The organism is Ruegeria sp. K7, from assembly GCF_056531785.1.
On the sequence record NZ_JBQFMJ010000011.1, the window covers coordinates 126,656 to 152,226 of the forward strand.

Consider the following 25,571-nt stretch of genomic DNA (forward strand, 5'->3'; position numbering starts at 1 on the left):
TCACTCCACCGTTACGGATTTGGCCAGGTTGCGCGGCTGATCCACATCCGTGCCCTTTGCGACAGCGGTGTGATAGGCCAGCAACTGGGCCGGCACCGAATACAGGATTGGCGCCAGGCTTGTATGGACATGCGGCATGCGGATCGTGTTCCAGACGCCGTCTTCCGCGTCGGTAATGCCGTCATCGTCCGAGATGAGAATGACCTTGCCCTTGCGCGCCATGACCTCCTGCATGTTCGAAACTGTCTTGTCGAAAACGGCGTCGCGCGGGGCCATGACAACCACCGGCATATGCTTGTCGATCAGGGCGATGGGCCCGTGTTTCAATTCACCCGAGGCATAACCTTCCGCATGGATATAGCTGATTTCCTTGAGCTTTAGCGCCCCCTCCATGGCCAGTGGATACATCAGCCCCCGGCCCAGAAACAACACGTCGCGCGCCTCGGACAGGCGCTGAGCGGATTTGCGGATGGCTTGGCTTTGATCCAGCGCCGCGTTCAGGATTGTGGGCAGACCGCGCAAAGCTGCGGCGTGATCGGCCAGTTCTTCGTCGCTGAGCGTGCCCCGATCGGCGGCAGCTTTGAGCGCAAGCATCAGCAACACGCTCAACTGACACGTGAACGCCTTCGTCGATGCCACGCCGATTTCCACGCCGGCGTGGATCGGCAGGGCAATGTCACTTTCGCGGGCAATCGAGCTTTCGGGGACATTGACAACCGAAACGATCTTGTCCGCCTTGCCCTCGCAATAGCGCAGCGCGGCCAGTGTGTCGGCCGTTTCGCCTGACTGACTGACGAACAGGGCCAGTGTCCGATCAGTGATCGGTGGTTCGCGGTAGCGGAACTCGCTGGCGATATCGACTTCGACCGGCATTTTGGCCAGTTGTTCGAACCAGTATTTTGCGGTCAGGCAGGCATAGAAGGCTGTGCCGCAGGCCACCATGGTCAGCCGATCCAGTTTCGTGAAATCCAGATCCGCATCGGGCAACACGACCCGGTCGCCACCTGTCGGCAGATAGGACCGGATCGCCTCGGCCACCACGATCGGCTGTTCGGCGATTTCCTTGGCCATATAATGTTTGTGCCCGCCCTTGTCGGTTCGGGTGTGATCCAGTTTGATCCGGCGCGTTTCCCGGTTGGCCAGGTCACCCTTTTCATTGCGGATTTCCAGCGACGTGCGGGTCAGGACGACGCGGTCGCCTTCCTCGAGATATGTGATCCTGTCTGTCAGCGGGGCCAGCGCAATGGCGTCCGAGCCAACGAACATCTCGCCATCGCCATGACCAATCGCCAGCGGAGAGCCTTTGCGGGCGGCAATGATCAGGTCATCCTCTCCATCGAACAGGAATGCTAGGGCAAAGGCACCTTCCAGCCGGTCGATCGTTTTAAAGGCGGCTTGAACCGCGTTCAGACCGGTTTTCATGTAGTGTTCGGTCATCAGGGCGACGGTTTCAGTATCGGTTTCGGTCTGGAAATCGATCCCGTTTTCTGCCAGCTCCGCACGCAATTCGCGGTAGTTTTCGACGATGCCGTTATGGACAACGGCCACCGGGCCCGCCCTGTGCGGATGGGCGTTGGTGACCGAAGGCGCGCCATGCGTGGCCCAGCGGGTGTGGCCGATACCCGATTTGCCGGGCAATGGGTCGTGCACCAGCAGATCGCTTAGGTTGACCAGCTTTCCAACGGCCCGCCGACGCCCCAGCGCGCCGTTGTTGACCGTTGCAATCCCAGCACTGTCATAGCCCCGATATTCCAGCCGCTTCAGCGCCTCGACCAGAATAGGGGCGGCTTCGTGCTGCCCCAGTACGCCAACAATACCACACATAATCTAGGCTCCTTTGTCGCGGCGAGCCTTCTTCGCCTTTAACATTTCAAACAATTTACGCGCATAACCCGGTTTGTTTTCCTGGCGTGAACGAGCCACGGCCAGTGCGTCGGGATCGACATTCCTAGTGACCACCGTGCCGGTCGCCGTCATTGCGCCGTCGCCCAGCGTGACCGGTGCCACCAACATAGTGTTGGAGCCGATGAAGACATCGTCACCAATCGTTGTTCGGTGCTTCATGACGCCGTCATAGTTGCAGGTGATGGTTCCTGCGCCGATATTGGTTCTGGCCCCGACCGAGGCATCGCCGACATAGCTGAGGTGATTGACCTTTGCGCCTTCACCGATTTCGGCATTCTTGATTTCGACGAAATTACCGATCCGCGCATCTTCGGCCAATTCGGCGCCCGGACGCAGGCGGGCATAGGGGCCGACGATGGCACCGCGGCTGACATGGCACCCTTCAAGATGCGAAAAGGCGCGGATCGTTGCGCCGCTTTCCACGGTAACGCCGGGGCCAAAAACCACATTTGGTTCAATCACGGTATCGCGCCCGATCACTGTGTCAGCAGCCAGGTACACGGTCTGCGGGTCCATCAGCGTGACGCCCAGATCCATCAGTTCCGCACGAGCGCGGGTTTGAAAAACGGCATCTGCCGCCGCCAGATCGGCGCGGGAATTGACGCCCAGCGTCTGGGCCTCATCACAGGCAACAGCGGTGACCTTCAGTCCGCGATTTCCCGCGATTTCAACAACATCGGTTAGGTAGTACTCGCCGGATGCATTGCCATTCCCGACCGCGTCGATCAGCGAGAACAGTGTCTGAGCATCGCAGGCCAAAAGGCCCGAATTGCAGAAGGTGATCGCGCGCTCTTCCTCGGAGGCGTCCTTGAATTCAACGATCCGTTCCAGCGTGTCGCCCTTCATGACCAGTCGGCCATAACGGGCGGGATCGGCCGCCTCGAACCCCAGAATGACAAGATCGTTCTCGGCCCGCGCGGCTACCATCCGTTCCAGAGTGTCCGGTTGCAGAAAGGGTGTGTCGCCATACAGAACCACGATATCGCCGGAAAACCCGTCCAACGCGCCGCGTGCCTGCGCGACCGCGTGGGCGGTGCCCAGTTGATCCTCCTGCACGGCGATATGCACGTCTTCATCCTCGGCCCGCGCGGCTTTGGCGACCGCCTCGGACCCGTGCCCGGTGACGATGACAGTGCGTTCGGGGGACAGAATTGCGCCTGCGCGCATGGCGTGAACCAGCATCGGGGCCTGCGCGATGGGATGCAGAACTTTTGGTATCTCCGAATTCATCCTGGTGCCTTTTCCGGCGGCGAGGATGACAAGGGCAGTGGTCATGAAATCGTTTTCTCTTTGTGTTTTGTTGTCGTCCGTTTTATCCGCTGGTTTCAAAGGCGCAAGCGGTTCGCCCATCAAACAAGATTGCCGTTTGCAACATCTCATGGCGGGTTTCTGCCGAGCAAGGAGGCAAAATGCGTACGGTCATCTTCGATCTGGACGGCACTTTGGCGGATACTTCAGGCGATTTGCTGGCGGCGGCAAATCATTGTTTTCGTGAAATGGGGCATGGCGATGTTCTGACGCGGGAACAGGACGCCGGTGTTGCCTTGCGTGGCGGACGCATGATGCTGAGCCACGGGCTGAAACGGGTCGGAGCGTATGACGAGGCAACAGTGCTGGCGTATTATCCAATTCTGCTCGAGGCCTATTCGGAAGCCATTGACATCCACACCAAATTCTACCCCGGCGCGCTTGAGGCAGTCGATACGTTGAAAACCACAGGGTACGGTGTGGGTATCTGCACCAACAAACCCGAGGCTCTGGCCGATCTGCTTTTGATGCGTCTTGGGGTGCGGGATCGTTTCGCCTCGCTGGTTGGGGCCGATACGCTTGCGGTGCGAAAGCCCGATCCCGAACCACTGCGCGAGGCCGCGCGCCGCGCGGGCGGGCACCCCGACCTGTGCGTTCTGATTGGGGACTCGGATACCGACCACAACACGGCACGCGCCGCCGGGGTGCCGTCGGTCCTGGTGACGTTCGGGCCTTCCGGCGAAGATATGGCCGCGTTGGAACCGGACGCCCTGCTGCATCATTTCAATGATCTGCCCGACGTCGTGAATGACCTGATTGGCGTGACGGCGTAAGCTCTTGACCGGAACCTTTTGCAGGATCAGAACAGTCACATGACCGAAACATTCTCTGGCAGCTTCACGCAGCAGGAACCCATCCCCGAAGACGCAATCGAAGCCGCACTGGCCGTCCTCCGGCACGGTCGGCTGCATCGCTATAACGTGGTGCCCGGGGAACTGGGTGAGACTGCGTTGCTGGAACAGGAATTTGCCGCGCAGACCGGTGCGAAATACTGTCTCGCCGTGTCCTCGGGGGGGTATGCGCTGGCGACCGCCTTACGGGCCGTCGGGGTTCAGCCGGGTGATCCGGTTCTGACGAATGCCTTCACGCTGGCTCCGGTGCCGGGGTCAATCGCCTCGGTCGGTGCCCGCCCGGTGTTTGTCGGGGTGACGGAAAGCCTGACGATCGATCTGGACGATCTGGAAGGAAAGTTGGGTCAGGCACGCGTTCTGATGCTAAGCCATATGCGCGGACATCTGTGCGACATGGACCGGCTGATGCAGATGTGTGATGCGGCCGGTGTCACGGTGATCGAGGACTGCGCCCACACGATGGGTGCGGCATGGCGGGGGCAATTGTCGGGCCGTCAGGGCGCCATCGGGTGCTATTCCTGTCAGACCTACAAGCATGTCAATTCCGGTGAAGGCGGGCTGCTGATCACCAATGATGAGGAACTGGCCGCCAAGGCCACGATGCTGTCGGGATCCTACATGCTGTATGAGCGGCATCTGGCCGCTCCGGGGTCAGAGGTTTTCGAGCGCATCAAATACACCACGCCCAACGTTTCTGGCCGCATGGATAATCTGCGGGCCGCGATTCTGCGCCCGCAACTGCGGGATCTCGACCGTCAGGTGCAGCGCTGGAACGAACGTTACAGAGAAGTTGAGGCAGGTTTGCGCCAAACGCCCGGGTTGACGATTGTCGAACGCCCGGAGGCCGAGACCTATGTCGGGTCTTCGATCCAGTTTCTGCTGCTGGACTGGCCCCCTGACCGCATCGCAGAGGTCATTGCCCGCTGTGCCGCGCGAGGGGTGGAGTTGAAGTGGTTTGGCGGGGCGGAACCGGCCGGTTTTACCTCGCGCTATGACAGCTGGCGCTATGCGGAAAGCACCCGGATGCCAGCGAGTGACCGTATCCTGGCCGGCATCATGGATATGCGGGTGCCTTTGACGTTTTCGCTTGAAGACTGTCGCGTCATTGCGCGGATTATCCGATCCGAAGTCGGTGCAGTCTATCAGGCGCAATCCGATTGAGTGCGCCTGCGGCGCACGCTTGATTTCTCAAAGAAACCGCCGCCTGCCAACGGGCGGCGGTTTTTTCGTTTTGGCAGATCGTGAAACCGTAACGTTGACCGGCCGGATGCAAGCTGGTATGTCGTTATTGAACAACTGTTCATTAAACCGGCAAGGGAGGCCCCGGATGTTCACCGCAACAATGCAATTTGATCTGGGCGAAGATGTGAATGCCCTGCGCGATATGGTGCATCGCTGGGCGCAGGAGCGGGTCAAACCGATGGCCGCCGAGATCGATTCCTCGAACGCGTTTCCGAATGATCTGTGGACGGAAATGGGGGAACTGGGCCTGCTGGGCATTACCGTGCCCGAGGAATACGGCGGAGCCGGAATGTCCTATCTGGCGCACACGGTCGCGGTCGAGGAAATCGCTCGCGCGTCCGCTTCGGTGTCTTTGTCTTACGGCGCCCATTCGAACCTGTGTGTGAACCAGATCAAGCTGAACGGCAACGCCGAGCAGAAACAGAAATACCTGCCACGCCTGATTTCCGGTGAGCATGTCGGCGCGTTGGCGATGTCCGAACCTTCGGCCGGATCCGATGTTGTGTCGATGAAGCTGCGGGCCGAGAAACGGAACGATCATTATCGGCTGAATGGCAACAAATACTGGATCACCAACGGCCCGGATGCCGATACGCTGGTTGTCTACGCCAAGACTGATCCGGACGCAGGGTCCAAGGGCATCACCGCCTTTCTGATCGAAAAGGAGATGACCGGGTTTTCGACCTCACCCCATTTCGACAAGCTGGGGATGCGCGGGTCGAATACCGCCGAACTGATCTTCGAAGATGTCGAAGTGCCCTTCGAGAATGTTCTGGGCGAGGAGGGCAAAGGCGTTTCGGTGCTGATGTCCGGGTTGGATTACGAACGCGTCGTTCTTGCGGGGATTGGAACCGGTATCATGGCGGCCTGTCTGGATGAGGTCATGCCTTATCTGGCCGAGCGCAAGCAGTTTGGCAAACCAATCGGTACCTTTCAGCTGATGCAGGGCAAGATCGCCGATATGTACACCGCGATGAACTCGGCCAGAGCTTATATCTACGAGGTCGCAAAGGCCTGTGACCGGGGCGACGTGACCCGTCAGGACGCGGCGGCTTGCTGCCTCTATGCGTCGGAGCAGGCCATGACGCAGGCTCATCAGGCGGTTCAGGCAATGGGCGGGGCCGGGTTCCTGTCCGACGCTGCGGTCAGTCGCATCTTCCGGGATGCAAAGCTGATGGAGATTGGTGCCGGGACCAGCGAAATCCGTCGGATGCTGATCGGGCGCGAAATGATGAACAAGATGCTCTGAGATAATTCGCCCCGCAGGCCAGTGGACCAGCGGGGCGGGATTGCGAACGGATCAGAAGCGATGGACGTAGGACACACCGACCAGCCACGGATCGATTTCGGCTTTGCCGATTTTGGCGCCGTCCAGCGTGACGTCCGAGTCGATGTCGAACCAGCGCACGTTCAGCCGCACCGAGCCTTGTTCGGTGACCATGTAGTCCAGGCCGGCCTGCAGCGAGACGCCAAAGGAGTTGTCGATGTCGAGATCGCCCAAGGCGGATTTTTCGTCAAAGAAGATCGTGTAGTTCAAACCGGCACCAACATAGGGCTTCCAGGCGCTGTTGGTCGGGAAGTGATAGTTAAGGGACAGGGTCGGCGGCAGTTGCTTGGTGCTGGCGGCATCAATGCCACCCAGCGCGATGGTGTGGCTGAACGGGGTTGCGGCCAGAAGTTCGATACCAAGATTGTCGCGGACGAAGTACTCGGCGGTAAAGATCGGGCGGGTGCTGGACCCGACTTCGGCATCCAGCGTGGCCAGAGTGCCATTGTCGGATTTCGGGTCGAGGTAGCCGACACCGATACCCACGGTCCAGTCCCCTTGCGATTGTGCAAAAGCCGGCGCGGCCAGCGCAACCAGTGCAGTAGACAAGGTCAAAGCGGCGAGTTTCTTGGTCATATTCATGCCTTTGGTTATGTTGATGAGGCAGTGGTGCCGGATCAAAGGCTGGCGGACTCTGATCTGAGTCAAATTCGTGTCGAAATGCCAAATGAGGTAGCGGCGGTAAGGCGCAGTAAAATAATGGAAAAAACTCATGCGTCCCACTGAGGTCATACCGGGTTTGCGCGCCGATCACAGCTGGGATTGTCCGGCGCAATTGAACATGGCCCAGCAGTGCTTGGCGCAGGCCCCGGACAAATTGGCGTTGCTGGATCTGACCGGAGAAGAAACCTCATCCGTGACATACGGGCAACTCAGCGCTCTGGCGGACGGTTTGGCGCGGGCGCTGTTGCGCCGGGTGCGGACCGGGGACAGGGTTGGTGTGTTGCTGGGGCAGTCTGTCTGGTGCGCTGCGGCACATCTGGCAATCTGGAAAATCGGTGCCATTTCAGTGCCGCTGTTCAAGCTGTTCCGCCGCGATGCTCTGTCTTCGCGAGTCGGGGATTCCGGGGCGCGGATTGTGCTGACCGACGCCGAAGGGGCCGCGCTGCTGGGCGATCTGGCCGAACCTTTGCTGGCACACCAGATCGGAGAACTAGGTGATCCGGTGCCTTTTGCCGACACGGGCCCCGAAGACCCTGCGGTTCTAATCTATACGTCTGGTACAACAGGGACTCCGAAAGGGGCTTTGCACGGGCATCGGGTGTTGACCGGCCATCTGCCGGGCGTGTCGATAAGCCACAATCATCTGCGGGACGGTGATTGCCTTTGGACACCTGCGGACTGGGCCTGGATTGGCGGACTGTTCGACGTGTTGATGCCGGGGTTGGCATTGGGAATTCCGGTGGTTGCCGCGCGGCTTGAGAAGTTTTCGCCCGAAGGGTGCGCCGACGTGATTTCGCGGGGTGGAGTACGGAACGTCTTCTTCCCGCCGACCGCGCTGCGGATGCTGAAAGCGGCGGATCAGAGCATTCCCGGCCTGCGCTCTGTCGCCTCGGGAGGAGAGCCTTTGGGCGCGGAAATGCTGGCCTGGGGGGAAAAGGCGTTTGGCCTGACCATCAACGAATTCTACGGTCAGACCGAATGCAACATGGTCGTGTCTTCCTGCGCCGAGGACTATCCGGTCCGTCCCGGATGCATCGGCAAACCGGTGCCGGGGTATGAGGTCGCGGTGATTGACGAGTATGGTGTTCCGACGGACGAGGAAGGCGACGTAGCGATCAGGCAGGGGTCGGCCTCAATGATGCTGGAGTACTGGAACCGGCCCCAGGCCACGACCGAGAAGTTTCGCGGCGATTGGCTGATCACTGGCGACCGCGGCGTGTGGGAGGGGGAATACCTGCGTTTTGTCGGCCGCGAAGATGACGTGATCACTTCGGCTGGCTACCGTATTGGCCCCGCCGAGATCGAAGACTGCCTGCTGACCCATCCGGCGGTAGCGACCGTGGGCGTAGTCGGCAAGCCTGACCCGCTGCGGACCGAGATCGTCAAGGCTTATGTCGTGCTGAAACCCGGCGCCGAGGCGTCGGGGGCCGAGTTGCAGGATTGGGTCAAAGACCGTCTGGCGCATTACTCCTATCCGCGCGAGGTGGCGTTTTTGGAAGAATTGCCAATGACGGTGACGGGGAAGGTTATTCGGAAAGAGTTGAAGCACTTGGCTGCAGAGGAAACAAACAATTGATTGGGCTTTTTCGACGACTGGCTGGCCTAAAGTGCCCGAATTGTTGTGAACCGCTTCCGCTATGGGTGTCTTGGATGCTTGCGGGGAGTGTTGATATTGTTGAAGGCCATTTGCCCGCAGGTAAATGCGCGAACTGTAACAGCGTTCTAAGAGTTAGGCTTGGTAACGCACTGAGCTTTTTCTTGGTTTCACTTATCTTGATGTTTGTCCCGATTTTCTTCCTAATTTCTCAGGGAATACTAGATGTGCTAGCAGACAGTATAACGTCAATGGCACCTTTCGTTTCATCGGGCGTCGCCAAATTCATTCCCTTTCTGATTTATGTGGTCTTTGTTGCAATGCCGCTGAGTAATCAAATGCTGAAATTAGAGGTCAAGGTATGAAACTCACATCCAAAGCCATGCCCACCTCCGAGGGCTTCAAACAAAATCGCGCTGCTCATCTCGAGGCATTGGCACAAATCTCCGCTGCTGCGGAAGCGGCCCGTATGGGGGGCGGTGAAAAGTCCCGTGCACGGCATGAATCCCGGGGTAAGATGCTGCCGCGCCGCCGGGTGGCGAACTTGCTCGATCCGGGCTCTCCGTTCCTTGAAATCGGTGCAACGGCGGCCCATGGCATGTACGGAGATGCCGCGCCGTCTGCCGGGGCCATTGCGGGCATAGGCCGGGTGCAGGGACGCGAGGTCATGGTGGTGTGTAACGACGCCACCGTGAAGGGCGGCACATACTACCCGATGACGGTCAAGAAACACCTTCGCGCGCAGGAGATCGCCGAGGAAAATCATCTGCCCTGCATCTATCTGGTCGACAGTGGCGGCGCGAACCTGCCCAATCAGGATGAGGTCTTTCCCGACCGCGACCACTTTGGTCGCATCTTCTACAATCAGGCGCGGATGAGCGCGAAGGGGATCCCTCAGATTGCGGTGGTCATGGGGTCGTGCACGGCGGGTGGCGCTTATGTGCCTGCGATGTCGGACGTAACGATCATCGTGAAAGAGCAGGGGACGATCTTTCTGGCCGGGCCGCCTCTGGTCAAGGCCGCAACGGGTGAGGTGGTCAGTTCCGAGGATCTGGGCGGTGGTGACGTTCATACACGCCTGTCCGGCGTAGCCGACTATCTGGCCGAGGATGATGCCCATGCGCTGGCGCTGGCGCGCCGGGCCGTCGCATCGCTGAACCTGCGCAAGCCGCAGACCGTGGATTGGGCGAACCCGGAGGACCCCGCTTATGATCCTGAAGAGATTCTGGGGGTGGTCCCCGCCGATCTGCGCACGCCCTATGACATCCGCGAGGTAATCGCGCGGCTGGTGGATGGCTCGCGCTTTGACGAGTTCAAACCGCGGTTCGGGGAAACGCTGGTGACAGGGTTCGCCCATGTCAAAGGCTGCCCCGTCGGGATCATCGCCAATAACGGGGTGCTGTTTTCAGAGGCAGCCCAGAAGGGCGCGCATTTCGTTGAACTCTGTTCACAACGCAAAATCCCTCTGGTTTTCCTGCAAAACATCACCGGCTTCATGGTCGGGCGGAAATACGAGAACGAAGGCATCGCACGGCACGGGGCCAAGATGGTGACGGCAGTGGCGACGACCTCGGTTCCGAAGATTACGATGCTTGTCGGTGGCTCGTTCGGGGCCGGGAACTATGGCATGGCGGGCCGCGCCTACCAGCCACGCTTCCTTTGGACCTGGCCGAACTCGCGCATCTCGGTCATGGGTGGCGAACAGGCGGCGGGTGTTCTGGCCACGGTCAAGCGCGACGGGATCGAACGGCAGGGCGGCACATGGTCGGCTGAAGAAGAAGCGGAATTCAAGCGGCCCACGCTGGACATGTTCGAGGAGCAGTCGCATCCGCTCTATGCCTCGGCGCGGTTGTGGGACGACGGCATCATCGACCCGCGCAAAAGCCGCGATGTGCTGGCCCTCTCGCTGAGCGCTGCGTTGAATGCCCCGATCGAGGAGACGCGCTTCGGCGTGTTCAGGATGTGATGGCAGAGAAGTTTCTGCGAAAATTCTTGGGAAGAAATCCTTCGTCGAGGGATTTTTGTTCAGAGAGGAACTGGGCTTGTGTTCACTAAAATTCTGATTGCCAACCGGGGTGAGATTGCCTGCCGAGTTATGGAAACTGCGCAAAAGCTGGGCGTTTCCTGCGTTGCCGTCTATTCGGACGCCGATATCGGGTCCAAGCACGTCCAAATGGCCGATGAGGCTGTGCATATCGGTGGCGCGGCCCCTGCGGACAGCTACCTTAAAGGGAACGTGATCATCGAGGCGGCGTTAAAAACCGGCGCGCAAGCGATCCATCCCGGCTATGGATTCCTGTCCGAAAACCCCGATTTCGTGGATGCAGTCGAAGCTGCCGGCCTGACGTTCATAGGACCGTCCGCCGATGCGATCCGCAAGATGGGATTGAAGGATGCCGCGAAGGTTCTGATGGAGGAGGCCGGTGTGCCGGTTGTTCCCGGCTATCACGGCGAAAACCAGGACCCGGAACACCTTGCCGGGGCTGCGGATACCATTGGCTACCCGGTTCTTATCAAAGCGGTTGCCGGTGGCGGCGGCAAAGGCATGCGCTTGGTCGAAAAGCCGCAGGACTTCGACGCCGCGCTGGACAGCGCGCGCAGCGAGGCTAGGACGGCGTTTGGCAATGACGCGGTTCTGGTCGAGAAATTCGTCGCCAAACCCCGCCATATCGAGGTGCAGGTGTTCGGCGACGGAACCCATGCCGTGCATTTGTTCGAAAGGGACTGCTCGTTACAGCGGCGCCATCAGAAGGTCATCGAGGAAGCGCCAGCGCCGGGGATGACGTCCGAGATGCGCGAGGCGATGGGGCAGGCAGGTGTCCGGGCCGCCGAAGCGATCGGCTACAAGGGCGCAGGAACCGTTGAGTTCATTGTAGATGCCTCGGAGGGGCTGCGCCCGAACCGGTTCTGGTTCATGGAAATGAACACACGGTTGCAGGTTGAACATCCCGTGACCGAAGCGATCACTGGCGTTGATCTGGTCGAATGGCAATTGCGGGTCGCGTCCGGGGAAAGGCTGCCCGCCGGTCAAGAAGATCTGTCGATCAGCGGGCATGCCTTCGAGGCGCGGCTTTATGCTGAAGACGTACCAAAAGGGTTTCTGCCCGCGACCGGACAGCTTTCTCATCTTCGGTTTCCAGATGATTGCCGCGCCGACAGTGGTGTGCGTGCCGGTGACATAATCAGCCCGTGGTACGATCCGATGATTGCCAAGGTCATAGTACATGGACCAACCCGATCGGCGGCGCTGGAGCAATTGCACCGTGCGTTGCAGCAAACCGAGGTCGCTGGAACGGTCACGAACCTTGCATTTCTGGGCGCGCTGACACGGCATGCAGGATTTGCCGCAGGTGATGTGGATACTGGGTTGATTGGCCGGGAACTTTCGAGGCTGACTTCGGAAACAGAACCCTCTGCCGGACATTCCGTGGCCGCCGCTATGGCGGCCCTGGGCCTTGTCAACACGGATCACGAGACCGGTTTCACGCTGTGGGAGCCGCTGCGTCGTGCGGTCCACCTGCAGCACCGGGGCGATGTCATCGATCTGGACGTGCAGGTCGATGGGCGTGACCGGCAACTGTGGTATGTAAACCAGAAACAGATCGAGGCACGGCGGCGCGATGGCCTCTGGCGTCTGGACGGTCAGCCCATGCCTCGCGTTGCCATCAACGGAGCCGTCATCACGGTTTTTGACGATTACGGCCACGCGTTTGAACTAATCGATCCGCTGGATCGCGATACGACAGCATCCGGCAACACAAACGTGATCGAGGCGCCCATGCCCGGTCTGGTCAAGGCCGTGTTCGCCGAGGCTGGTCAGTCCGTATCGGAGGGCGACCGCTTGGCCATTCTGGAAGCGATGAAAATGGAGCACGCCTTGCTGGCCGCACGCGACGGCATCGTTGCCGAAGTTCTGGCCGCACCCGGATCGCAGGTCGAAGCCGGTGCCGCGCTTGTTCGGCTGGAAGAGGAGTAGCCTATCCCTGTGATGCATCGCATGCCATTGTCGGGGCAGGTTCAGCCGTTGATCGGAACAACACAGGAGAGGCGCAGGAATGGGTGACAGAGTCGAAATCTTTGAGGTCGGGCCCCGGGACGGTCTGCAGAATGAACAGCGCCAGATCCCCGTGGCCGAGAAAGTGGCGCTGGTGAATCGCCTGAGCGATGCCGGCTTCAATCGCATCGAAGTTGCGAGTTTTGTGTCGCCGAAATGGGTGCCGCAAATGGCAGACAGTGCAGCGGTTTTGGCAGGCATTACCCGCGCGGCTGGCGTTCGCTACGCTGCCTTGACGCCGAATATGCGCGGTTATGAGGATGCTATTGCCGCACATGCTGACGAAATCGCTATATTCGCGTCGGCATCCGAAGGGTTTTCGAAGGCAAACATCAATGCGTCTATTGCGGAATCCATCGCGCGGTTCGAGCCGATTCTGGAGGAAGCGCGGCATATCGACTTGCCGGTGCGCGGGTATATTTCCTGCGTGACCGACTGCCCCTATGACGGACCGACAGCGCCGGAGAAAGTCGCCGAAGTGGCTGATGTGCTGTTTTCGCACGGCTGCTATGAGATTTCATTGGGCGATACCATCGGGCAGGGCACGCCCGACAAGATCGCGCGCATGATCCTTGCTGTTCGCGAGCAGGTGCCGGTCACAAGGTTGGCGGGGCATTTTCATGACACGAATGGCCGGGCGATGGATAATATCGATGCCGCTCTGGCACTCGGGGTGCGTGTCTTCGATGCGGCGGTCGGCGGTTTGGGCGGCTGCCCATACGCGCCGGGGGCGGCGGGGAACGTGGCGACCGAGGCGGTTGCGGCGCATCTTGAACGGTTGGGCTATGACACGGGTCTGGACGCCGCGATCCTGCAGGAAGCGGCGGAGATGGCCCGTTCGATGCGGGGCACCTGAGTGCCGGTTTTGATGTGTCTGTCCGGTTTGCCGGGTGTTGGCAAAACGACAATTGCCCGAATGGTTGCGGAGCGGACAGGTGCGTTGTGGCTTTGGATTGATCAGATCGAAACCGCCATGCGGTCGTCGCATATGAAGGTCGATGATCTTGCAGATGGCGGCTATGCCGCAGCACAAGCCGTTGCCACTGGTGCCTTGCAGCAGGGGTTTGATGTGATAGCCGATTGTGTGAACCCGATCAGCCTGACACGAAACGCTTGGCGCGGTGTGTCGGGGAAAGCCCGGGCGCGGCATCTTGATGTGGAATTCTGGTGCTCAGACAAGACCGAACATCAAAAACGTGTCGAACATCGCACAGTCGAGTTGCCCAATTGGTCACCGCCGACCTGGCAGGCTGTTGAGATGCGCAGTTACGACCCGTTTCCAAATCCCGATATCAGGATCGACACAGCGCAGACAGATCCGGCCGAGGCGGCGACCTTGTTGGCGGCTGCGATCCGTGAAGACCCACAGGAGAAAAACGATGTTTGAAACGATCGATATTGCAGTTGATCAGCGTGGTGTCGCCAGGTTGACCCTGAACCGCCCCGAAAAGCACAACGCAATGTCGGCGCAAATGATTGCGGAACTGACCAACGCGGCAGCGGCGCTGGGCAAGGATGAAAACGTGCGCTTGGTTGTTCTGACCGGGGCAGGAAAGAGCTTTTGCGCCGGGGGCGACCTTGGTTGGATGCAGGACCAGATGGCAGCGGATCCCGCCACACGGTTCACCGAAGCACGCAAGCTGGCCGAAATGCTGAACGCCCTGAATACCCTGCCCAAGCCGTTGATTGGCGCCTTGCAGGGCAACGCGTTCGGGGGCGGTGTGGGCATGGCGGCCGTCTGCGATATTGCGATCGGTGTGAACAGCCTGAAGATGGGCCTGACGGAAACCCGCCTTGGTCTGATCCCGGCAACGATCGGGCCATACGTCGTTGCTCGCATGGGCGAAGCGCGAGCGCGCCGTGTCTTCATGTCCGCGCGCCTGTTTGATGCGAGCGAGGCTGTGGATCTTGGGCTGCTGGCTGAGACTGTGCCCGCCGAAGGTCTGGAGGACGCGGTGGAAGCCCATGTGGAACCTTATCTGTCCTGCGCGCCCGGGGCTGTCGCGTCCGCCAAAAGCCTTGTTCAGGCGTTGGGCCCGAAAATCGACGATGCCGTGATTGATCACACGATCAACGCTCTGGTCCAAAGGTGGGAAACACAAGAGGCGCAAGAGGGAATCAGTGCGTTCTTCGAGAAACGAAAACCTGCATGGAATAGTAAGGTTTAGCAGCATCTTCCCGTTTGTTGGATAAAGCGAAATCCGGGCGGTGTATCGGGGTCAGGCATGCAGATTAATACGGCATTCGCCGCCTGTGCTTGGTTGACCCTCTGACCCCGCGCGGATAGAGAATGTCCAGTCAACACGCCAATTGACGGCGCGCCCGGGACCGGACGCGCAGGAAAGGAGCCACTCGTGGAAGAGCTGTTGCGGGAGTATCTCCCGATCCTGGTGTTTCTGGCCGTCGCCGTAGGCCTTGGAATAGTCCTTATTCTTGCGGCTGTGGTGCTTGCTGTTCGCAATCCTGATCCTGAAAAAGTCAGCGCATATGAATGTGGCTTCAATGCCTTCGACGATGCGCGGATGAAATTCGACGTCCGATTCTATCTGGTCTCGATTCTCTTCATCATCTTCGATCTGGAAATCGCCTTCCTGTTTCCGTGGGCCGTGGGCTTCCGCGACATCAGCGATGTGGGTTTCTGGTCCATGATGGTATTCTTGGCGGTGCTGACGATCGGCTTTGCCTATGAATGGAAGAAGGGGGCCCTGGAATGGGAGTGATGACGGGCGCAAACACCGCTGGCGCCGACAAGGAAGTCGCCACCCAGGCCCTCAATGCCGAGCTGCAGGACAAGGGCTTCCTGCTGACCTCGAGCGAAGACATCATCAACTGGGCGCGTACCGGGTCGCTGCACTGGATGACATTCGGTCTGGCCTGCTGCGCGGTTGAGATGATGCACACGTCGATGCCGCGCTACGATGCCGAACGGTTTGGCATTGCTCCGCGCGCCTCTCCGCGTCAGTCCGACGTAATGATCGTCGCGGGGACGCTGACCAACAAGATGGCACCGGCGCTGCGCAAGGTGTATGACCAGATGCCGGAACCGCGTTACGTTATCTCGATGGGGTCCTGCGCCAATGGCGGTGGGTACTATCACTATTCCTATTCTGTTGTTCGCGGCTGTGACCGGATTGTTCCTGTGGACATCTACGTACCGGGCTGCCCTCCGACGGCTGAGGCCCTGCTTTACGGTCTGATGCAGTTGCAGCGCAAAATCCGCCGCACCGGTACCATCGTACGCTGAGGAGAGAGCTGATGAGCGAAGCACTCAAGGAACTCGGCACGCAGTTAGAGCTGAAACGGGCCGATTGTGTTTTGTCCTGGGATGTCACCCACGGCGAGCTGAACGTTGATGTGGCCCCGTCGAACCTTGTGGAATTTGTCGAATTCCTGACGTCCGATCCGAACTGCAAGTTTTCGACGCTGGTGGACATCACCGGTGTGGACTACCCGGAACGGGCCAAGCGCTTCGACGTGGTGTACCACTTCCTGTCGATGTACCAGAATCAGCGCATCCGCCTGCGGGTCTCGATCCGCGAGGAAGACATGGTGCCCTCGATCGTGGGCGTTCACCCCTCGGCCAACTGGTTCGAGCGTGAGGTGTTCGACATGTTCGGCATCCTGTTCTCGGGCCATCCGGACCTGCGGCGTATCCTGACCGACTATGGCTTCCGCGGCTATCCGCTGCGCAAGGATTTTCCGACCACCGGCTATACCGAGGTGCGGTACGACGAGGCGCATAAGCGCGTGGTCTACGAACCCGTGTCGCTGGTTCAGGAATATCGTCAATTCGATTTCATGTCCCCATGGGAAGGTGCGAACTACATTCTGCCAGGGGACGAAAAACAGGAGACGTAATCATGGAGTTCTTGATCTGGATTATCGTGGTGGTTGCAACGGTCATTCCGATGACCAAGCTGTTGCCGCATTTCGGGATCAACAAGAACTGGGCGTTCGCTTGTGTGATTTCGCCGGTGGTCATTGTCCTTTTGTGGATGATGGCCATGAAGCTGCAAGAGATGGAGCGACGCTGACATGATGGGCGAACTGATCGTTTTGGGCGCCTTGGGCGTCCTGCTTGCGGGGGCTGCAGCGAAAGCGGCCGAAGCCGAAAAGGTCCGGGTCCGGGCTGAGGCGAAAAAGAAGAAACGAGGGCGTTGATGGACGGCTCAAGATACGATGACGGCAGCACGGACGCGCTGAGCGGAGAACAGAAGATCCGCAACTTCAACATCAACTTCGGCCCGCAACACCCTGCGGCGCATGGAGTTCTGCGTTTGGTGCTTGAGCTCGACGGCGAGATCGTCGAACGCTGCGACCCGCATATCGGCCTGCTGCACCGTGGCACCGAAAAGCTGATGGAAAGCCGGACGTATCTGCAGAACCTGCCGTATTTCGACCGTCTGGACTATGTGGCCCCAATGAACCAGGAGCACGCCTGGTGTCTGGCCATCGAAAAGCTGACCGGTGTGGAAGTGCCGCGTCGCGGCTCGCTGATCCGGGTTCTGTATTCCGAGATCGGGCGCATCCTGAACCACCTGCTGAACGTGACCACTCAGGCGATGGATGTTGGCGCGCTGACCCCGCCGCTGTGGGGCTTTGAAGAGCGCGAAAAGCTGATGGTGTTCTATGAGCGTGCCTGTGGCGCCCGCCTGCACGCCGCCTATTTCCGCCCCGGCGGTGTACATCAGGATCTGCCGCCGGAATTGCTGGACGATATCGAAGCGTGGAGCCATGAGTTCCCCTCAGTTCTCGATGACATTGACGGCCTGCTGACCGAAAACCGCATCTTCAAACAGCGCAACGCCGATATTGGTGTCGTGACCGAGGATGACATCCAGAAATACGGTTTCTCGGGCGTGATGGTGCGCGGATCGGGCCTCGCTTGGGACCTGCGCCGCGCGCAGCCCTATGAATGCTACGACGAGTTCGAGTTCCAGATCCCTGTTGGCAAGAACGGCGACTGCTATGACCGTTATCTCTGCCGCATGGAAGAGATGCGCCAGTCGCTACACATCATCCGTCAGGCCATCTCGAAAATCCGTGATTGCCCCGGCGATGTTCTGGCGCGCGGCAAGATCACCCCGCCGAAACGCTCGGACATGAAGACCTCGATGGAGAGTCTGATCCATCACTTCAAACTGTATACCGAAGGTTTCCACGTCCCCGCCGGCGAGGTCTACGCTGCAGTCGAAGCCCCCAAGGGTGAGTTCGGCGTTTATCTGGTCGCCGACGGCACCAACAAACCCTACCGCGCCAAGCTGCGCGCTCCGGGTTATCTGCACCTGCAAGCCATGGACCACGTTGCCAAGGGCCATCAACTGGCCGACGTCGCCGCCATCATTGGCACTATGGACGTCGTATTTGGAGAGATTGACCGCTAATGCTTCGCCGTCTTCACCCCGAACAACCCGAAAGCTTTGCCTTCACTGCTGCGAACCAGCAATGGGCCGAAGCGCAGATCACAAAATACCCCGAGGGGCGTCAGGCCAGCGCGGTGATCCCGCTGCTGTGGCGTGCGCAGGAACAAGAGGGCTGGCTGAGCCGTCCGGCGATTGAATCCGTCGCCGACATGCTGGGTATGGCCTATATCCGCGTTCTTGAGGTTGCGTCTTTCTACTTCATGTTCCAGCTACAACCGGTTGGATCAGTTGCGCACATTCAGGTCTGCGGCACGACGTCGTGCATGATCTGCGGGGCCGAAGATCTGATTGCGGTCTGCAAAGAAAAGATCGCCGCCAAGCCGCATAAACTGTCCGCCGATGGCAAGCTGAGCTGGGAAGAGGTCGAATGCCTCGGCTCCTGCACCAATGCTCCGATGGCGCAGATCGGCAAGGATTACTATGAGGATCTGACCGCCGAGAGCTTTGGCCAGATCATTGACGATCTGGCGGCGGGCAAAGTGCCGACACCGGGTCCGCAGAACGGGCGCTATGCGGCGGAACCCCTGATAGGGCTGACCAGCCTGACCGAGTATGACAGTGGCAGAACGCAGTATAACGCCAGCGTCGCATTGGCGACGGATCTGGGTGATACAGTCAAGCGGATCGACGGAACCGAAGTGCCGATCCTGACGCCCTGGCTGGGCAAGGATGGCAAGGCTGCTGCGACCAAGGCGGCTCCGAACCCTCCCAAAGCACCTGCGCCGGCTAAGCCTGCAGTGAAACAAGCGGCTGAGGCGAAGGCCAAGGAAAATGCGCCTGAAACGCTATCGGCTGCGCGGGATGGCAAGGCAGATGATCTCAAGCTGCTGAAAGGCGTTGGGCCGAAGCTGGAGCAAACGCTGAACGAGCTGGGATTCTACCACTTTGACCAGATCGCCGCCTGGACGCCTGATCAGGTGGCTTGGGTCGACGCGCGTTTGAAGTTCAAGGGCCGGATCGAACGGGATGGCTGGATCGAGCAGGCGGGCAAGCTGGCGGCTGGTGAAGAAACCGAGTTTGCGAAACGTGCCAAGAAAGACGGCACATACGAAGAGTGATAGCCGGTGCCCATCCGGGGCATCAATGTGTGATGGACAAGGACAAAGAACAGGCCATAGCCCGAAAGGGCCGACATATCGGTATCGTCATCGCAGTGACGATGACGATTTGGCTTGCCATGAACTTGTTTGTCGGCCCCGCGTTGGGATTGACGGCGCGACACGCGCTGCTGTTTGATTTTGCTGCGTTGGCGGCTTTCATCTATGCGGGCGTGAACATTTTTCAACTCTGGCGCATGCGTCAGGACAGCTGAAGGTAACGAATGATGCTGAAGGATCAGGACAGGATCTTTACCAACATCTACGGGATGCATGAGCGCACGCTGAAAGGCGCGCAGGCCCGGGGGCATTGGGACGGCACCGCTGGCCTGATCGAGAAGGGGCGCGACTGGATCATCCAGACCATGAAGGACTCGGGCCTGCGTGGTCGTGGTGGTGCGGGTTTCCCAACCGGTCTGAAATGGTCGTTCATGCCAAAGGAAAGCGATGGGCGCCCGGCCTATCTGGTTGTGAATGCGGATGAATCCGAGCCCGGCACATGCAAGGACCGCGAGATCATGCGCCATGATCCGCATACGCTGATCGAAGGGTGCCTGATCGCGTCTTTCGCGATGAACGCGCACACCTGCTACATCTACCTGCGTGGTGAATATATCCGCGAGCGTGAGGCGCTGCAGGCGGCGATTGATGAGGCCTATGACGCTGGCTTGCTGGGAAAGAACGCCGCTGGTTCGGGCTGGGATTTCGACCTGTTCCTGCATCACGGTGCCGGCGCCTATATCTGCGGCGAGGAAACCGCCCTGATCGAAAGCCTTGAGGGCAAGAAGGGTATGCCGCGGATGAAACCTCCGTTCCCGGCAGGTGCGGGTCTTTACGGCTGTCCGACCACGGTGAACAACGTGGAATCGATTGCTGTGGTGCCGACGATACTGCGCCGTGGGGCCGACTGGTTCGCGGGCTTCGGCCGCCAGAACAACGCGGGCACCAAGCTGTTTGCGATCTCTGGCCATGTGAACAACCCCTGCGTGGTTGAAGAGGCCATGTCGATCCCGTTCGAACAGCTGATCGAAACCCATTGCGGTGGTATTCGCGGCGGTTGGGACAATCTTCTGGCGGTGATCCCGGGCGGTTCGTCCGTTCCCTGCGTGCGCGGTGAGAACATGCGCGATGCGATCATGGATTTCGATCACCTGCGCAACGATCTGGGATCTGGCCTGGGCACGGCGGCCGTGATCGTGATGGACAAGTCCACCGACATCATCAAGGCGATCTGGCGTCTGTCAAAGTTTTACAAGCACGAAAGCTGCGGTCAGTGCACGCCCTGCCGCGAAGGTACCGGCTGGATGATGCGCGTCATGGACCGCCTGGTCCGAGGCGAGGCGGAACTGGAAGAGATCGATATGCTGTTCGACGTGACCAAACAGGTCGAAGGCCACACGATCTGCGCCCTTGGCGACGCGGCAGCCTGGCCGATCCAGGGCCTGATCCGCAACTTCCGTGAAGAAATCGAGGATCGCATCAAGGCTCAGAAATCGGGCCGCATGGGTGCGATGGCTGCGGAGTGAACTCAATGGAAATCTATGCCGAATATTCCCACGCAATCGCCGCATTGGTGATTTTCACCCTGGTTGTTCTGTTTCTGTCACCGTTCACCGCGCTGGCCAAACAGGGAAAAGGGCTGGCTCCGGGGGCGACACCGGATCAGGATTATTCGGACAAGGCTTACCGCCTGAACCGGGCCTATCTGAATGGTACCGAGACGCTGCCCGCGTTTCTGGCTGTTACAGTGGCCGCAATTTTGATGGGTGTAAGCCCGTTCTGGGTCAACCTTTTTGCATCGGTGGCATTGGTTGCCAGACTGATCATGTTGTTCGTCCATATTCGCGGCGTCGGCAAACCCAACAGCGGTTTGCGTTCCGTGCTGTACGTCGTGGCATGGGCCTGCATGTTCCTTACCGGTCTCATGGCATTGGTGGCGGCGTTCTGATGTCGACAGGTGCACGCGAAAATACGACCCGCAAGCCAAGGGCTGCATCGATGCTGACAGTGGCGGTTGCGGCTTTGTCGCTTGTGACGGCATGCGGCCTCGTCAAACCTCCGGATGACCGGGTCACGTTCGATGGCAAATCCTTCCGGGCCAAGGCGAAAGCGGTAAACAAAAAGGCCATGCCGGCCGAGTTCACCGTGACCGTGAAAGGTGTTTCCGCGTCGTTGGACGGCGCGCTCGAAGCCGGCCGTTATGAAGGTACCAAGTTCTGTATTCAGAACTTCGGATCGTCCAGAATCGCCTGGAAAGTCGGACCTGATACGGAACCCCAGAATCTGCGGATCGCGGATGACAAACTGACATTTGCAGGAACCTGCCAGAGACCATGAAGCAGGGTTTTGCATATCGCGGCGGATTGACCGGGCAGCTATTGCATAGCGCCCGGAGAAAACTTCGTTGTGGACCTTCCAAACCGAACGGAAGGGTCATGCCCGGCGCGAAGGCAGTTGCCCTGATTTCAGTGTTAACCTTCCCGATAATGGCAGAGGCCAAGCCGCCTTTGAGGGATGTCAAAGAGATCGACAACGAACTCTACTACATCGCCATCGCAAACGAGATTTCGGAATACTGCCCGTCGATCAGCGGGCGCCGGATGAAGGCGATCGGAGTGATGTGGGGATTGCGATCCAAAGCGAACAAACTGGGGTACTCGGATCAGGAAATCCGCGCCTATGTGGACTCGGATTCCGAAAAGGACCGGATGCGCGCCAAGGGCGAGGCGTATCTGTCCCAGAACGGTGTGTCTTATGACAACCCCAAGTCCTTCTGCTCACTGGGGCAGACGGAAATCGAAAGAAACAGCGCCATTGGCGTGTATTTGAGGGCGAACTAGAGAATGTCTGACCTCCGCAAGATCAATATCGACGGGCAGGATATCGAAGTCGATGGTGCGATGACCCTGATCCAGGCCTGTGAACAGGTCGGAGTCGAAGTGCCGCGCTTCTGCTATCACGAGCGCCTGTCGATTGCCGGAAACTGCCGGATGTGTCTGGTCGAGGTTGTTGGCGGCCCGCCCAAACCTGCGGCTTCCTGCGCGATGCAGGTGCGCGATCTGCGCCCGGGGCCGGAAGGACAGCCGCCGGTGGTCAAGACGAACTCGCCCATGGTCAAGAAGGCCCGCGAAGGGGTGATGGAGTTCCTGCTGATCAACCACCCGCTGGATTGCCCGATCTGCGATCAGGGTGGTGAGTGTGATCTGCAGGATCAGGCGATGGCTTATGGTCTGTCGGGCACGCGCTTCAAGGAAGCCAAGCGGGCGGTGGATGATCTGGATCTTGGACCGCTGGTCGGCACCGCGATGACGCGCTGCATCAGTTGTACCCGCTGCGTACGCTTCACCACCGAAGTCGCCGGGATCACCCAGATGGGCCAGACCGGACGTGGTGAGGATGCCGAGATCACGTCGTACCTGAACCAGACGCTGAATTCGAACCTGCAGGGCAACATTATCGATCTGTGCCCGGTCGGGGCGCTGACGTCGAAGCCGTACGCCTTTACCGCGCGTCCGTGGGAACTGACCAAGACCGAAAGCGTCGACGTGATGGACGCTCTGGGTTCGAACATCCGCGTCGATACCAAGGGGCGCGAAGTGATGCGTTTCCTGCCGCGCAACCATGATGGCGTGAACGAGGAATGGATCAGCGATAAGACCCGCTTCGTCTGGGACGGCCTGCGCCGTCAGCGTCTGGACAAGCCTTATGTGCGCGAGAACGGCAAGCTGCGCCGGGCCTCTTGGTCTGAGGCGCTGACCAAGGCCGCCGAGGCGCTGAAAGGGGCCGAGAAACCGGCTGGGATCGTCGGTGATCTGGCTCCGGTCGAGGCTGCGTTTGCTCTGAAACAGATGATCGAAGGGCAGGGTGGTGTTGTTGAATGCCGCACCGACGGGGCCAAACTGCCTGCGGGCAATCGTGCGGCCTATGCCGGGACTGCGGCGATCGAGGATATTGACGCCGCCGAACGCATTCTGCTGATCGGCACAAACCCGCGTGACGAGGCTCCGGTTCTGAACGCCCGGATCCGCAGGGCCTGGGCGCACGGGGCCGAGGTTGCACTGGTAGGTCCCGCTGTGGACCTGACCTATGAGTATCACCATGTGGGTGATGACCGCACGGCGCTGCAAAAGGTTGTGGACATGGGTGGCGACGATACGATCAAGGGCAAACGCTCGCTGGTCATTGTTGGCCAAGGTGCGTTGCAAGAGGCGGACGGCGCCGCCGTTCTGGCCGCCGCACAAACCATTGCTGCAAACACGGAAAGCGGTCTGATCGTTCTGCATACCGCCGCCTCGCGCGTAGGTGCGATGGATGTGGATGCGACCAACGAAAGTGGCATGGATGCCGTTTCAGCGGCGGACGTGATCTACAACCTCGGCGCGGACGAGGTCGAGATCGGTGAGGGCGCCTTCGTGATCTATCAGGGCAGCCATGGTGATCGCGGCGCGCATCGCGCCGACGTGATCCTGCCGGGTGCCGCTTATACCGAGGAAAACGGCTTGTTCGTGAACACCGAAGGCCGCCCGCAACTGGCCATGCGCGCCGGGTTCGCGCCCGGTGAGGCGAAAGAGAACTGGGCGATCCTGCGGGCCTTGTCGGCTGAGTTGGGCGCAACTTTGCCCTACGACTCGCTGGCGCAACTGCGCACCGCGCTTGTCGAAGCGGTTCCGCACCTGGCCCAGATTGATCAGGTGGTCGAAAATGAAGTTCAGCCGCTGGATGCCGGCCCGTTGGGCACGGCGACCTTCCGCAACGCGGTCAAGGATTTCTACCTGACCAACCCGATTGCGCGGGCCTCGCAGCTGATGGCCGAACTGTCGGCGCAGGCGCAGGCACGCAAGGCCGAGAAGATCGCGGCGGAATGAACCAGAGCTGTTTCATATCGCGGGCAAACGCGACTGCCGGGTGGCAGTATGCTGCGCCTGATTTGTGTGTGAAACCCAAGATTAAGGGTGGCGCATGGGCGGCGGATGCTGTTTACACCAACGCGCCGACCCAGCCGCAGTTTGCGCAGGCACGTGGCCTTTGCATCGTTCGCGGAAAACGGAATACCCACGGTGTGAGGACCAATGGCTGATTTCTTTAACACCCCAGGCGGAATAGCCATCATCATTCTGGCGCAAGTGCTTGCAGTCGTTGCCTTTGTGATGATTTCGCTGTTGTTCCTTGTCTACGGCGACCGCAAGATCTGGGCTGCTGTCCAGATGCGCCGCGGCCCCAACGTGGTCGGCGTCTATGGCCTTCTGCAATCGGTGGCGGACGCGCTGAAGTATGTGGTGAAAGAGGTCGTGATCCCGGCAGGCGCTGACCGCACGGTTTTCATCCTTGCGCCGCTGACGTCCTTCGTTCTGGCAATGATCGCCTGGGCCGTGATCCCGTTCAACGATGGCTGGGTTCTGTCGGATATCAACGTCGCCATCCTCTATGTCTTCGCCGTGTCCTCGCTGGAAGTTTACGGTGTGATCATGGGCGGTTGGGCGTCGAACTCAAAGTACCCATTCCTGGGCTCGCTGCGGTCCGCCGCGCAGATGATCTCCTATGAGGTCTCGATCGGCCTAATAATTATCGGCATCATCATTTCGACCGGTTCGATGAATTTCGGTGATATCGTTCGGGCGCAGGATGGCTCGTTCGGCTTCTTCAGCTGGTACTGGCTGCCGCATTTCCCGATGGTGTTCCTGTTCTTTATCTCGGCGCTGGCCGAAACCAACCGCCCGCCCTTCGACCTGCCCGAGGCGGAATCGGAACTGGTTGCCGGCTATCAGGTCGAATACTCGGCCACGCCCTTCCTGCTGTTCATGGCGGGAGAGTACATCGCCATCTTCCTGATGTGCGCGCTGACTTCGCTGCTGTTCTTCGGCGGCTGGCTGTCCCCGATCCCGGGTCTTCCGGACGGCGTGTTGTGGATGGTCGCCAAGATGGCGTTCTTCTTCTTCATCTTCGCGATGGTCAAGGCCATCACGCCCCGCTACCGCTATGACCAGCTGATGCGGCTGGGCTGGAAAGTGTTCCTGCCGTTCTCACTGGCTTGGGTGGTCTTCGTGGCTTTTGCGGCGAAATTCGACTGGTTCTGGGGTGCATTCGCCCGTTGGAGCGTAGGAGGCTGA

The 25,571-nt window shown here is 59.7% G+C and carries 26 protein-coding genes; 23 read left to right on the forward strand and 3 right to left on the reverse strand.

Features of this window, described 5'->3' with window-relative positions; genetic code table 11:
* Together glmS and glmU are read right to left on the reverse strand one after the other, a co-directional pair.
* Positions 1 to 1,824 (reverse strand): glutamine--fructose-6-phosphate transaminase (isomerizing), encoded by a 1,824-nt coding sequence (glmS, locus tag ACR0FE_RS17075; RefSeq protein WP_480914130.1) that lies wholly within the window; start codon positions 1,822 to 1,824, stop codon positions 1 to 3.
* A 3-nt stretch (positions 1,825 to 1,827) separates the two neighbouring features.
* A complete protein-coding gene (gene glmU, locus ACR0FE_RS17080; protein ID WP_480914132.1) occupies positions 1,828 to 3,180 on the reverse strand; it encodes a bifunctional UDP-N-acetylglucosamine diphosphorylase/glucosamine-1-phosphate N-acetyltransferase GlmU in 1,353 nt (450 codons plus the stop codon).
* 134 nt (positions 3,181 to 3,314) lie between these two features.
* Between glmU and ACR0FE_RS17085 the strand changes: the two genes are divergently transcribed.
* The 3 genes from ACR0FE_RS17085 (at position 3,315) to ACR0FE_RS17095 (ending at position 6,555) form a co-directional block, all read left to right on the forward strand.
* Complete coding sequence (locus ACR0FE_RS17085) at positions 3,315 to 3,986, forward strand: HAD-IA family hydrolase (RefSeq protein ID WP_480908576.1); 672 nt, start codon at positions 3,315 to 3,317, stop codon at positions 3,984 to 3,986.
* Between the two features lie 39 nt (positions 3,987 to 4,025).
* Positions 4,026 to 5,225, forward strand: coding sequence for a DegT/DnrJ/EryC1/StrS family aminotransferase (locus ACR0FE_RS17090; RefSeq protein ID WP_480914135.1), 1,200 nt, complete (start codon positions 4,026 to 4,028; stop codon positions 5,223 to 5,225).
* Between the two features lie 166 nt (positions 5,226 to 5,391).
* Positions 5,392 to 6,555, forward strand: coding sequence for an isovaleryl-CoA dehydrogenase (locus tag ACR0FE_RS17095; RefSeq protein WP_480525216.1), 1,164 nt, complete (start codon positions 5,392 to 5,394; stop codon positions 6,553 to 6,555).
* A gap of 51 nt (positions 6,556 to 6,606) precedes the next feature.
* On the opposite strand, the gene ACR0FE_RS17100 is transcribed toward ACR0FE_RS17095, so the two are convergent.
* Entirely contained in the window at positions 6,607 to 7,209 is a 603-nt protein-coding gene (locus ACR0FE_RS17100; protein WP_480914138.1) for an OmpW/AlkL family protein, read from the reverse strand.
* Positions 7,210 to 7,345: 136 nt separating this feature from the next.
* Here ACR0FE_RS17100 and ACR0FE_RS17105 point away from each other — a divergent pair, with 136 nt between their 5' ends.
* The 20 genes from ACR0FE_RS17105 to nuoH all read left to right on the forward strand — a co-directional run bounded on the left by ACR0FE_RS17105 (position 7,346) and on the right by nuoH (position 25,571).
* Positions 7,346 to 8,872, forward strand: a complete 1,527-nt coding sequence (locus ACR0FE_RS17105) for an AMP-binding protein (RefSeq protein WP_480914141.1) — start codon at positions 7,346 to 7,348, stop codon at positions 8,870 to 8,872.
* Positions 8,873 to 9,251: 379 nt separating this feature from the next.
* A complete protein-coding gene (locus tag ACR0FE_RS17110) occupies positions 9,252 to 10,856 on the forward strand; it encodes a carboxyl transferase domain-containing protein (protein WP_480812188.1) in 1,605 nt (534 codons plus the stop codon).
* Between the two features lie 78 nt (positions 10,857 to 10,934).
* Positions 10,935 to 12,866 carry an acetyl/propionyl/methylcrotonyl-CoA carboxylase subunit alpha gene (locus ACR0FE_RS17115; protein ID WP_480914144.1) on the forward strand — a complete coding sequence of 644 codons (1,932 nt, stop codon included), beginning with the start codon at positions 10,935 to 10,937 and terminating at the stop codon, positions 12,864 to 12,866.
* Positions 12,867 to 12,945: 79 nt separating this feature from the next.
* Positions 12,946 to 13,800 (forward strand): hydroxymethylglutaryl-CoA lyase, encoded by an 855-nt coding sequence (locus ACR0FE_RS17120; RefSeq protein WP_480812186.1) that lies wholly within the window; start codon positions 12,946 to 12,948, stop codon positions 13,798 to 13,800.
* Complete coding sequence (locus ACR0FE_RS17125) at positions 13,801 to 14,331, forward strand: P-loop nucleotide/nucleoside kinase family protein (RefSeq protein ID WP_480914148.1); 531 nt, start codon at positions 13,801 to 13,803, stop codon at positions 14,329 to 14,331.
* Entirely contained in the window at positions 14,324 to 15,112 is a 789-nt protein-coding gene (locus ACR0FE_RS17130) for a crotonase/enoyl-CoA hydratase family protein (protein WP_480914150.1), read from the forward strand. The genes ACR0FE_RS17125 and ACR0FE_RS17130 overlap by 8 nt, the downstream gene beginning before the upstream one ends.
* Positions 15,113 to 15,298: 186 nt before the next feature.
* Positions 15,299 to 15,664, forward strand: a complete 366-nt coding sequence (locus ACR0FE_RS17135; RefSeq protein WP_170615352.1) for an NADH-quinone oxidoreductase subunit A — start codon at positions 15,299 to 15,301, stop codon at positions 15,662 to 15,664.
* On the forward strand, positions 15,655 to 16,188 hold the full coding sequence (locus ACR0FE_RS17140; protein ID WP_480914153.1) for a NuoB/complex I 20 kDa subunit family protein: 534 nt from the start codon (positions 15,655 to 15,657) through the stop codon (positions 16,186 to 16,188). The genes ACR0FE_RS17135 and ACR0FE_RS17140 overlap by 10 nt, the downstream gene beginning before the upstream one ends.
* An 11-nt stretch (positions 16,189 to 16,199) precedes the next feature.
* Complete coding sequence (locus tag ACR0FE_RS17145; RefSeq protein ID WP_480914156.1) at positions 16,200 to 16,802, forward strand: NADH-quinone oxidoreductase subunit C; 603 nt, start codon at positions 16,200 to 16,202, stop codon at positions 16,800 to 16,802.
* Between the two features lie 2 nt (positions 16,803 to 16,804).
* The gene (locus ACR0FE_RS17150) at positions 16,805 to 16,978 is read left to right on the forward strand and encodes a hypothetical protein (RefSeq protein ID WP_170615358.1); all 174 of its coding nucleotides are present in this window, start codon (positions 16,805 to 16,807) and stop codon (positions 16,976 to 16,978) included.
* Position 16,979: 1 nt separating this feature from the next.
* Positions 16,980 to 17,105, forward strand: coding sequence for a hypothetical protein (locus ACR0FE_RS17155; RefSeq protein ID WP_475159136.1), 126 nt, complete (start codon positions 16,980 to 16,982; stop codon positions 17,103 to 17,105).
* Complete coding sequence (locus tag ACR0FE_RS17160; RefSeq protein WP_170817060.1) at positions 17,105 to 18,328, forward strand: NADH-quinone oxidoreductase subunit D; 1,224 nt, start codon at positions 17,105 to 17,107, stop codon at positions 18,326 to 18,328. The genes ACR0FE_RS17155 and ACR0FE_RS17160 overlap by 1 nt, the downstream gene beginning before the upstream one ends.
* A complete protein-coding gene (nuoE, locus tag ACR0FE_RS17165) occupies positions 18,328 to 19,425 on the forward strand; it encodes an NADH-quinone oxidoreductase subunit NuoE (protein ID WP_170615362.1) in 1,098 nt (365 codons plus the stop codon). The genes ACR0FE_RS17160 and nuoE overlap by 1 nt, the downstream gene beginning before the upstream one ends.
* A gap of 32 nt (positions 19,426 to 19,457) precedes the next feature.
* Entirely contained in the window at positions 19,458 to 19,679 is a 222-nt protein-coding gene (locus ACR0FE_RS17170) for a DUF5337 domain-containing protein (RefSeq protein ID WP_170806546.1), read from the forward strand.
* A 12-nt stretch (positions 19,680 to 19,691) separates the two neighbouring features.
* On the forward strand, positions 19,692 to 20,990 hold the full coding sequence (nuoF, locus tag ACR0FE_RS17175) for an NADH-quinone oxidoreductase subunit NuoF (protein ID WP_321254057.1): 1,299 nt from the start codon (positions 19,692 to 19,694) through the stop codon (positions 20,988 to 20,990).
* Positions 20,991 to 20,995: 5 nt separating this feature from the next.
* On the forward strand, positions 20,996 to 21,412 hold the full coding sequence (locus tag ACR0FE_RS17180) for an MAPEG family protein (protein ID WP_480914159.1): 417 nt from the start codon (positions 20,996 to 20,998) through the stop codon (positions 21,410 to 21,412).
* Positions 21,412 to 21,801: a hypothetical protein gene (locus ACR0FE_RS17185; RefSeq protein ID WP_480489563.1), complete on the forward strand. Its 390-nt coding sequence runs from the start codon at positions 21,412 to 21,414 to the stop codon at positions 21,799 to 21,801. The genes ACR0FE_RS17180 and ACR0FE_RS17185 overlap by 1 nt, the downstream gene beginning before the upstream one ends.
* A 98-nt stretch (positions 21,802 to 21,899) precedes the next feature.
* Positions 21,900 to 22,304 carry a DUF5333 domain-containing protein gene (locus tag ACR0FE_RS17190; protein WP_480914162.1) on the forward strand — a complete coding sequence of 135 codons (405 nt, stop codon included), beginning with the start codon at positions 21,900 to 21,902 and terminating at the stop codon, positions 22,302 to 22,304.
* Between the two features lie 3 nt (positions 22,305 to 22,307).
* Entirely contained in the window at positions 22,308 to 24,329 is a 2,022-nt protein-coding gene (nuoG, locus tag ACR0FE_RS17195; protein WP_480914165.1) for an NADH-quinone oxidoreductase subunit NuoG, read from the forward strand.
* Positions 24,330 to 24,533: 204 nt separating this feature from the next.
* A complete protein-coding gene (nuoH, locus tag ACR0FE_RS17200) occupies positions 24,534 to 25,571 on the forward strand; it encodes an NADH-quinone oxidoreductase subunit NuoH (protein WP_170615372.1) in 1,038 nt (345 codons plus the stop codon).

What these genes read in the sequence shown, in the direction of transcription:
- ACR0FE_RS17170 (WP_170806546.1), top strand. Translation starts at nt 19,458, where the DNA reads ATGGACAAGGACAAAGAACAGGCCATAGCCCGAAAGGGCCGACATATC.
- nuoH (WP_170615372.1), top strand. Translation starts at nt 24,534, where the DNA reads ATGGCTGATTTCTTTAACACCCCAGGCGGAATAGCCATCATCATTCTG.
- nuoF (WP_321254057.1), top strand. Translation starts at nt 19,692, where the DNA reads ATGCTGAAGGATCAGGACAGGATCTTTACCAACATCTACGGGATGCAT.
- ACR0FE_RS17180 (WP_480914159.1), top strand. Translation starts at nt 20,996, where the DNA reads ATGGAAATCTATGCCGAATATTCCCACGCAATCGCCGCATTGGTGATT.
- ACR0FE_RS17140 (WP_480914153.1), top strand. Translation starts at nt 15,655, where the DNA reads ATGGGAGTGATGACGGGCGCAAACACCGCTGGCGCCGACAAGGAAGTC.
- ACR0FE_RS17145 (WP_480914156.1), top strand. Translation starts at nt 16,200, where the DNA reads ATGAGCGAAGCACTCAAGGAACTCGGCACGCAGTTAGAGCTGAAACGG.
- ACR0FE_RS17190 (WP_480914162.1), top strand. Translation starts at nt 21,900, where the DNA reads ATGCCCGGCGCGAAGGCAGTTGCCCTGATTTCAGTGTTAACCTTCCCG.
- ACR0FE_RS17130 (WP_480914150.1), top strand. Translation starts at nt 14,324, where the DNA reads ATGTTTGAAACGATCGATATTGCAGTTGATCAGCGTGGTGTCGCCAGG.
- glmS (WP_480914130.1), bottom strand. Translation starts at nt 1,824, where the DNA reads ATGTGTGGTATTGTTGGCGTACTGGGGCAGCACGAAGCCGCCCCTATT.
- nuoE (WP_170615362.1), top strand. Translation starts at nt 18,328, where the DNA reads ATGCTTCGCCGTCTTCACCCCGAACAACCCGAAAGCTTTGCCTTCACT.
- ACR0FE_RS17110 (WP_480812188.1), top strand. Translation starts at nt 9,252, where the DNA reads ATGAAACTCACATCCAAAGCCATGCCCACCTCCGAGGGCTTCAAACAA.
- ACR0FE_RS17185 (WP_480489563.1), top strand. Translation starts at nt 21,412, where the DNA reads ATGTCGACAGGTGCACGCGAAAATACGACCCGCAAGCCAAGGGCTGCA.
- ACR0FE_RS17160 (WP_170817060.1), top strand. Translation starts at nt 17,105, where the DNA reads ATGGACGGCTCAAGATACGATGACGGCAGCACGGACGCGCTGAGCGGA.
- ACR0FE_RS17105 (WP_480914141.1), top strand. Translation starts at nt 7,346, where the DNA reads ATGCGTCCCACTGAGGTCATACCGGGTTTGCGCGCCGATCACAGCTGG.
- ACR0FE_RS17085 (WP_480908576.1), top strand. Translation starts at nt 3,315, where the DNA reads ATGCGTACGGTCATCTTCGATCTGGACGGCACTTTGGCGGATACTTCA.
- ACR0FE_RS17100 (WP_480914138.1), bottom strand. Translation starts at nt 7,209, where the DNA reads ATGACCAAGAAACTCGCCGCTTTGACCTTGTCTACTGCACTGGTTGCG.
- glmU (WP_480914132.1), bottom strand. Translation starts at nt 3,180, where the DNA reads ATGACCACTGCCCTTGTCATCCTCGCCGCCGGAAAAGGCACCAGGATG.
- ACR0FE_RS17090 (WP_480914135.1), top strand. Translation starts at nt 4,026, where the DNA reads ATGACCGAAACATTCTCTGGCAGCTTCACGCAGCAGGAACCCATCCCC.
- ACR0FE_RS17150 (WP_170615358.1), top strand. Translation starts at nt 16,805, where the DNA reads ATGGAGTTCTTGATCTGGATTATCGTGGTGGTTGCAACGGTCATTCCG.
- nuoG (WP_480914165.1), top strand. Translation starts at nt 22,308, where the DNA reads ATGTCTGACCTCCGCAAGATCAATATCGACGGGCAGGATATCGAAGTC.
- ACR0FE_RS17120 (WP_480812186.1), top strand. Translation starts at nt 12,946, where the DNA reads ATGGGTGACAGAGTCGAAATCTTTGAGGTCGGGCCCCGGGACGGTCTG.
- ACR0FE_RS17155 (WP_475159136.1), top strand. Translation starts at nt 16,980, where the DNA reads ATGATGGGCGAACTGATCGTTTTGGGCGCCTTGGGCGTCCTGCTTGCG.
- ACR0FE_RS17095 (WP_480525216.1), top strand. Translation starts at nt 5,392, where the DNA reads ATGTTCACCGCAACAATGCAATTTGATCTGGGCGAAGATGTGAATGCC.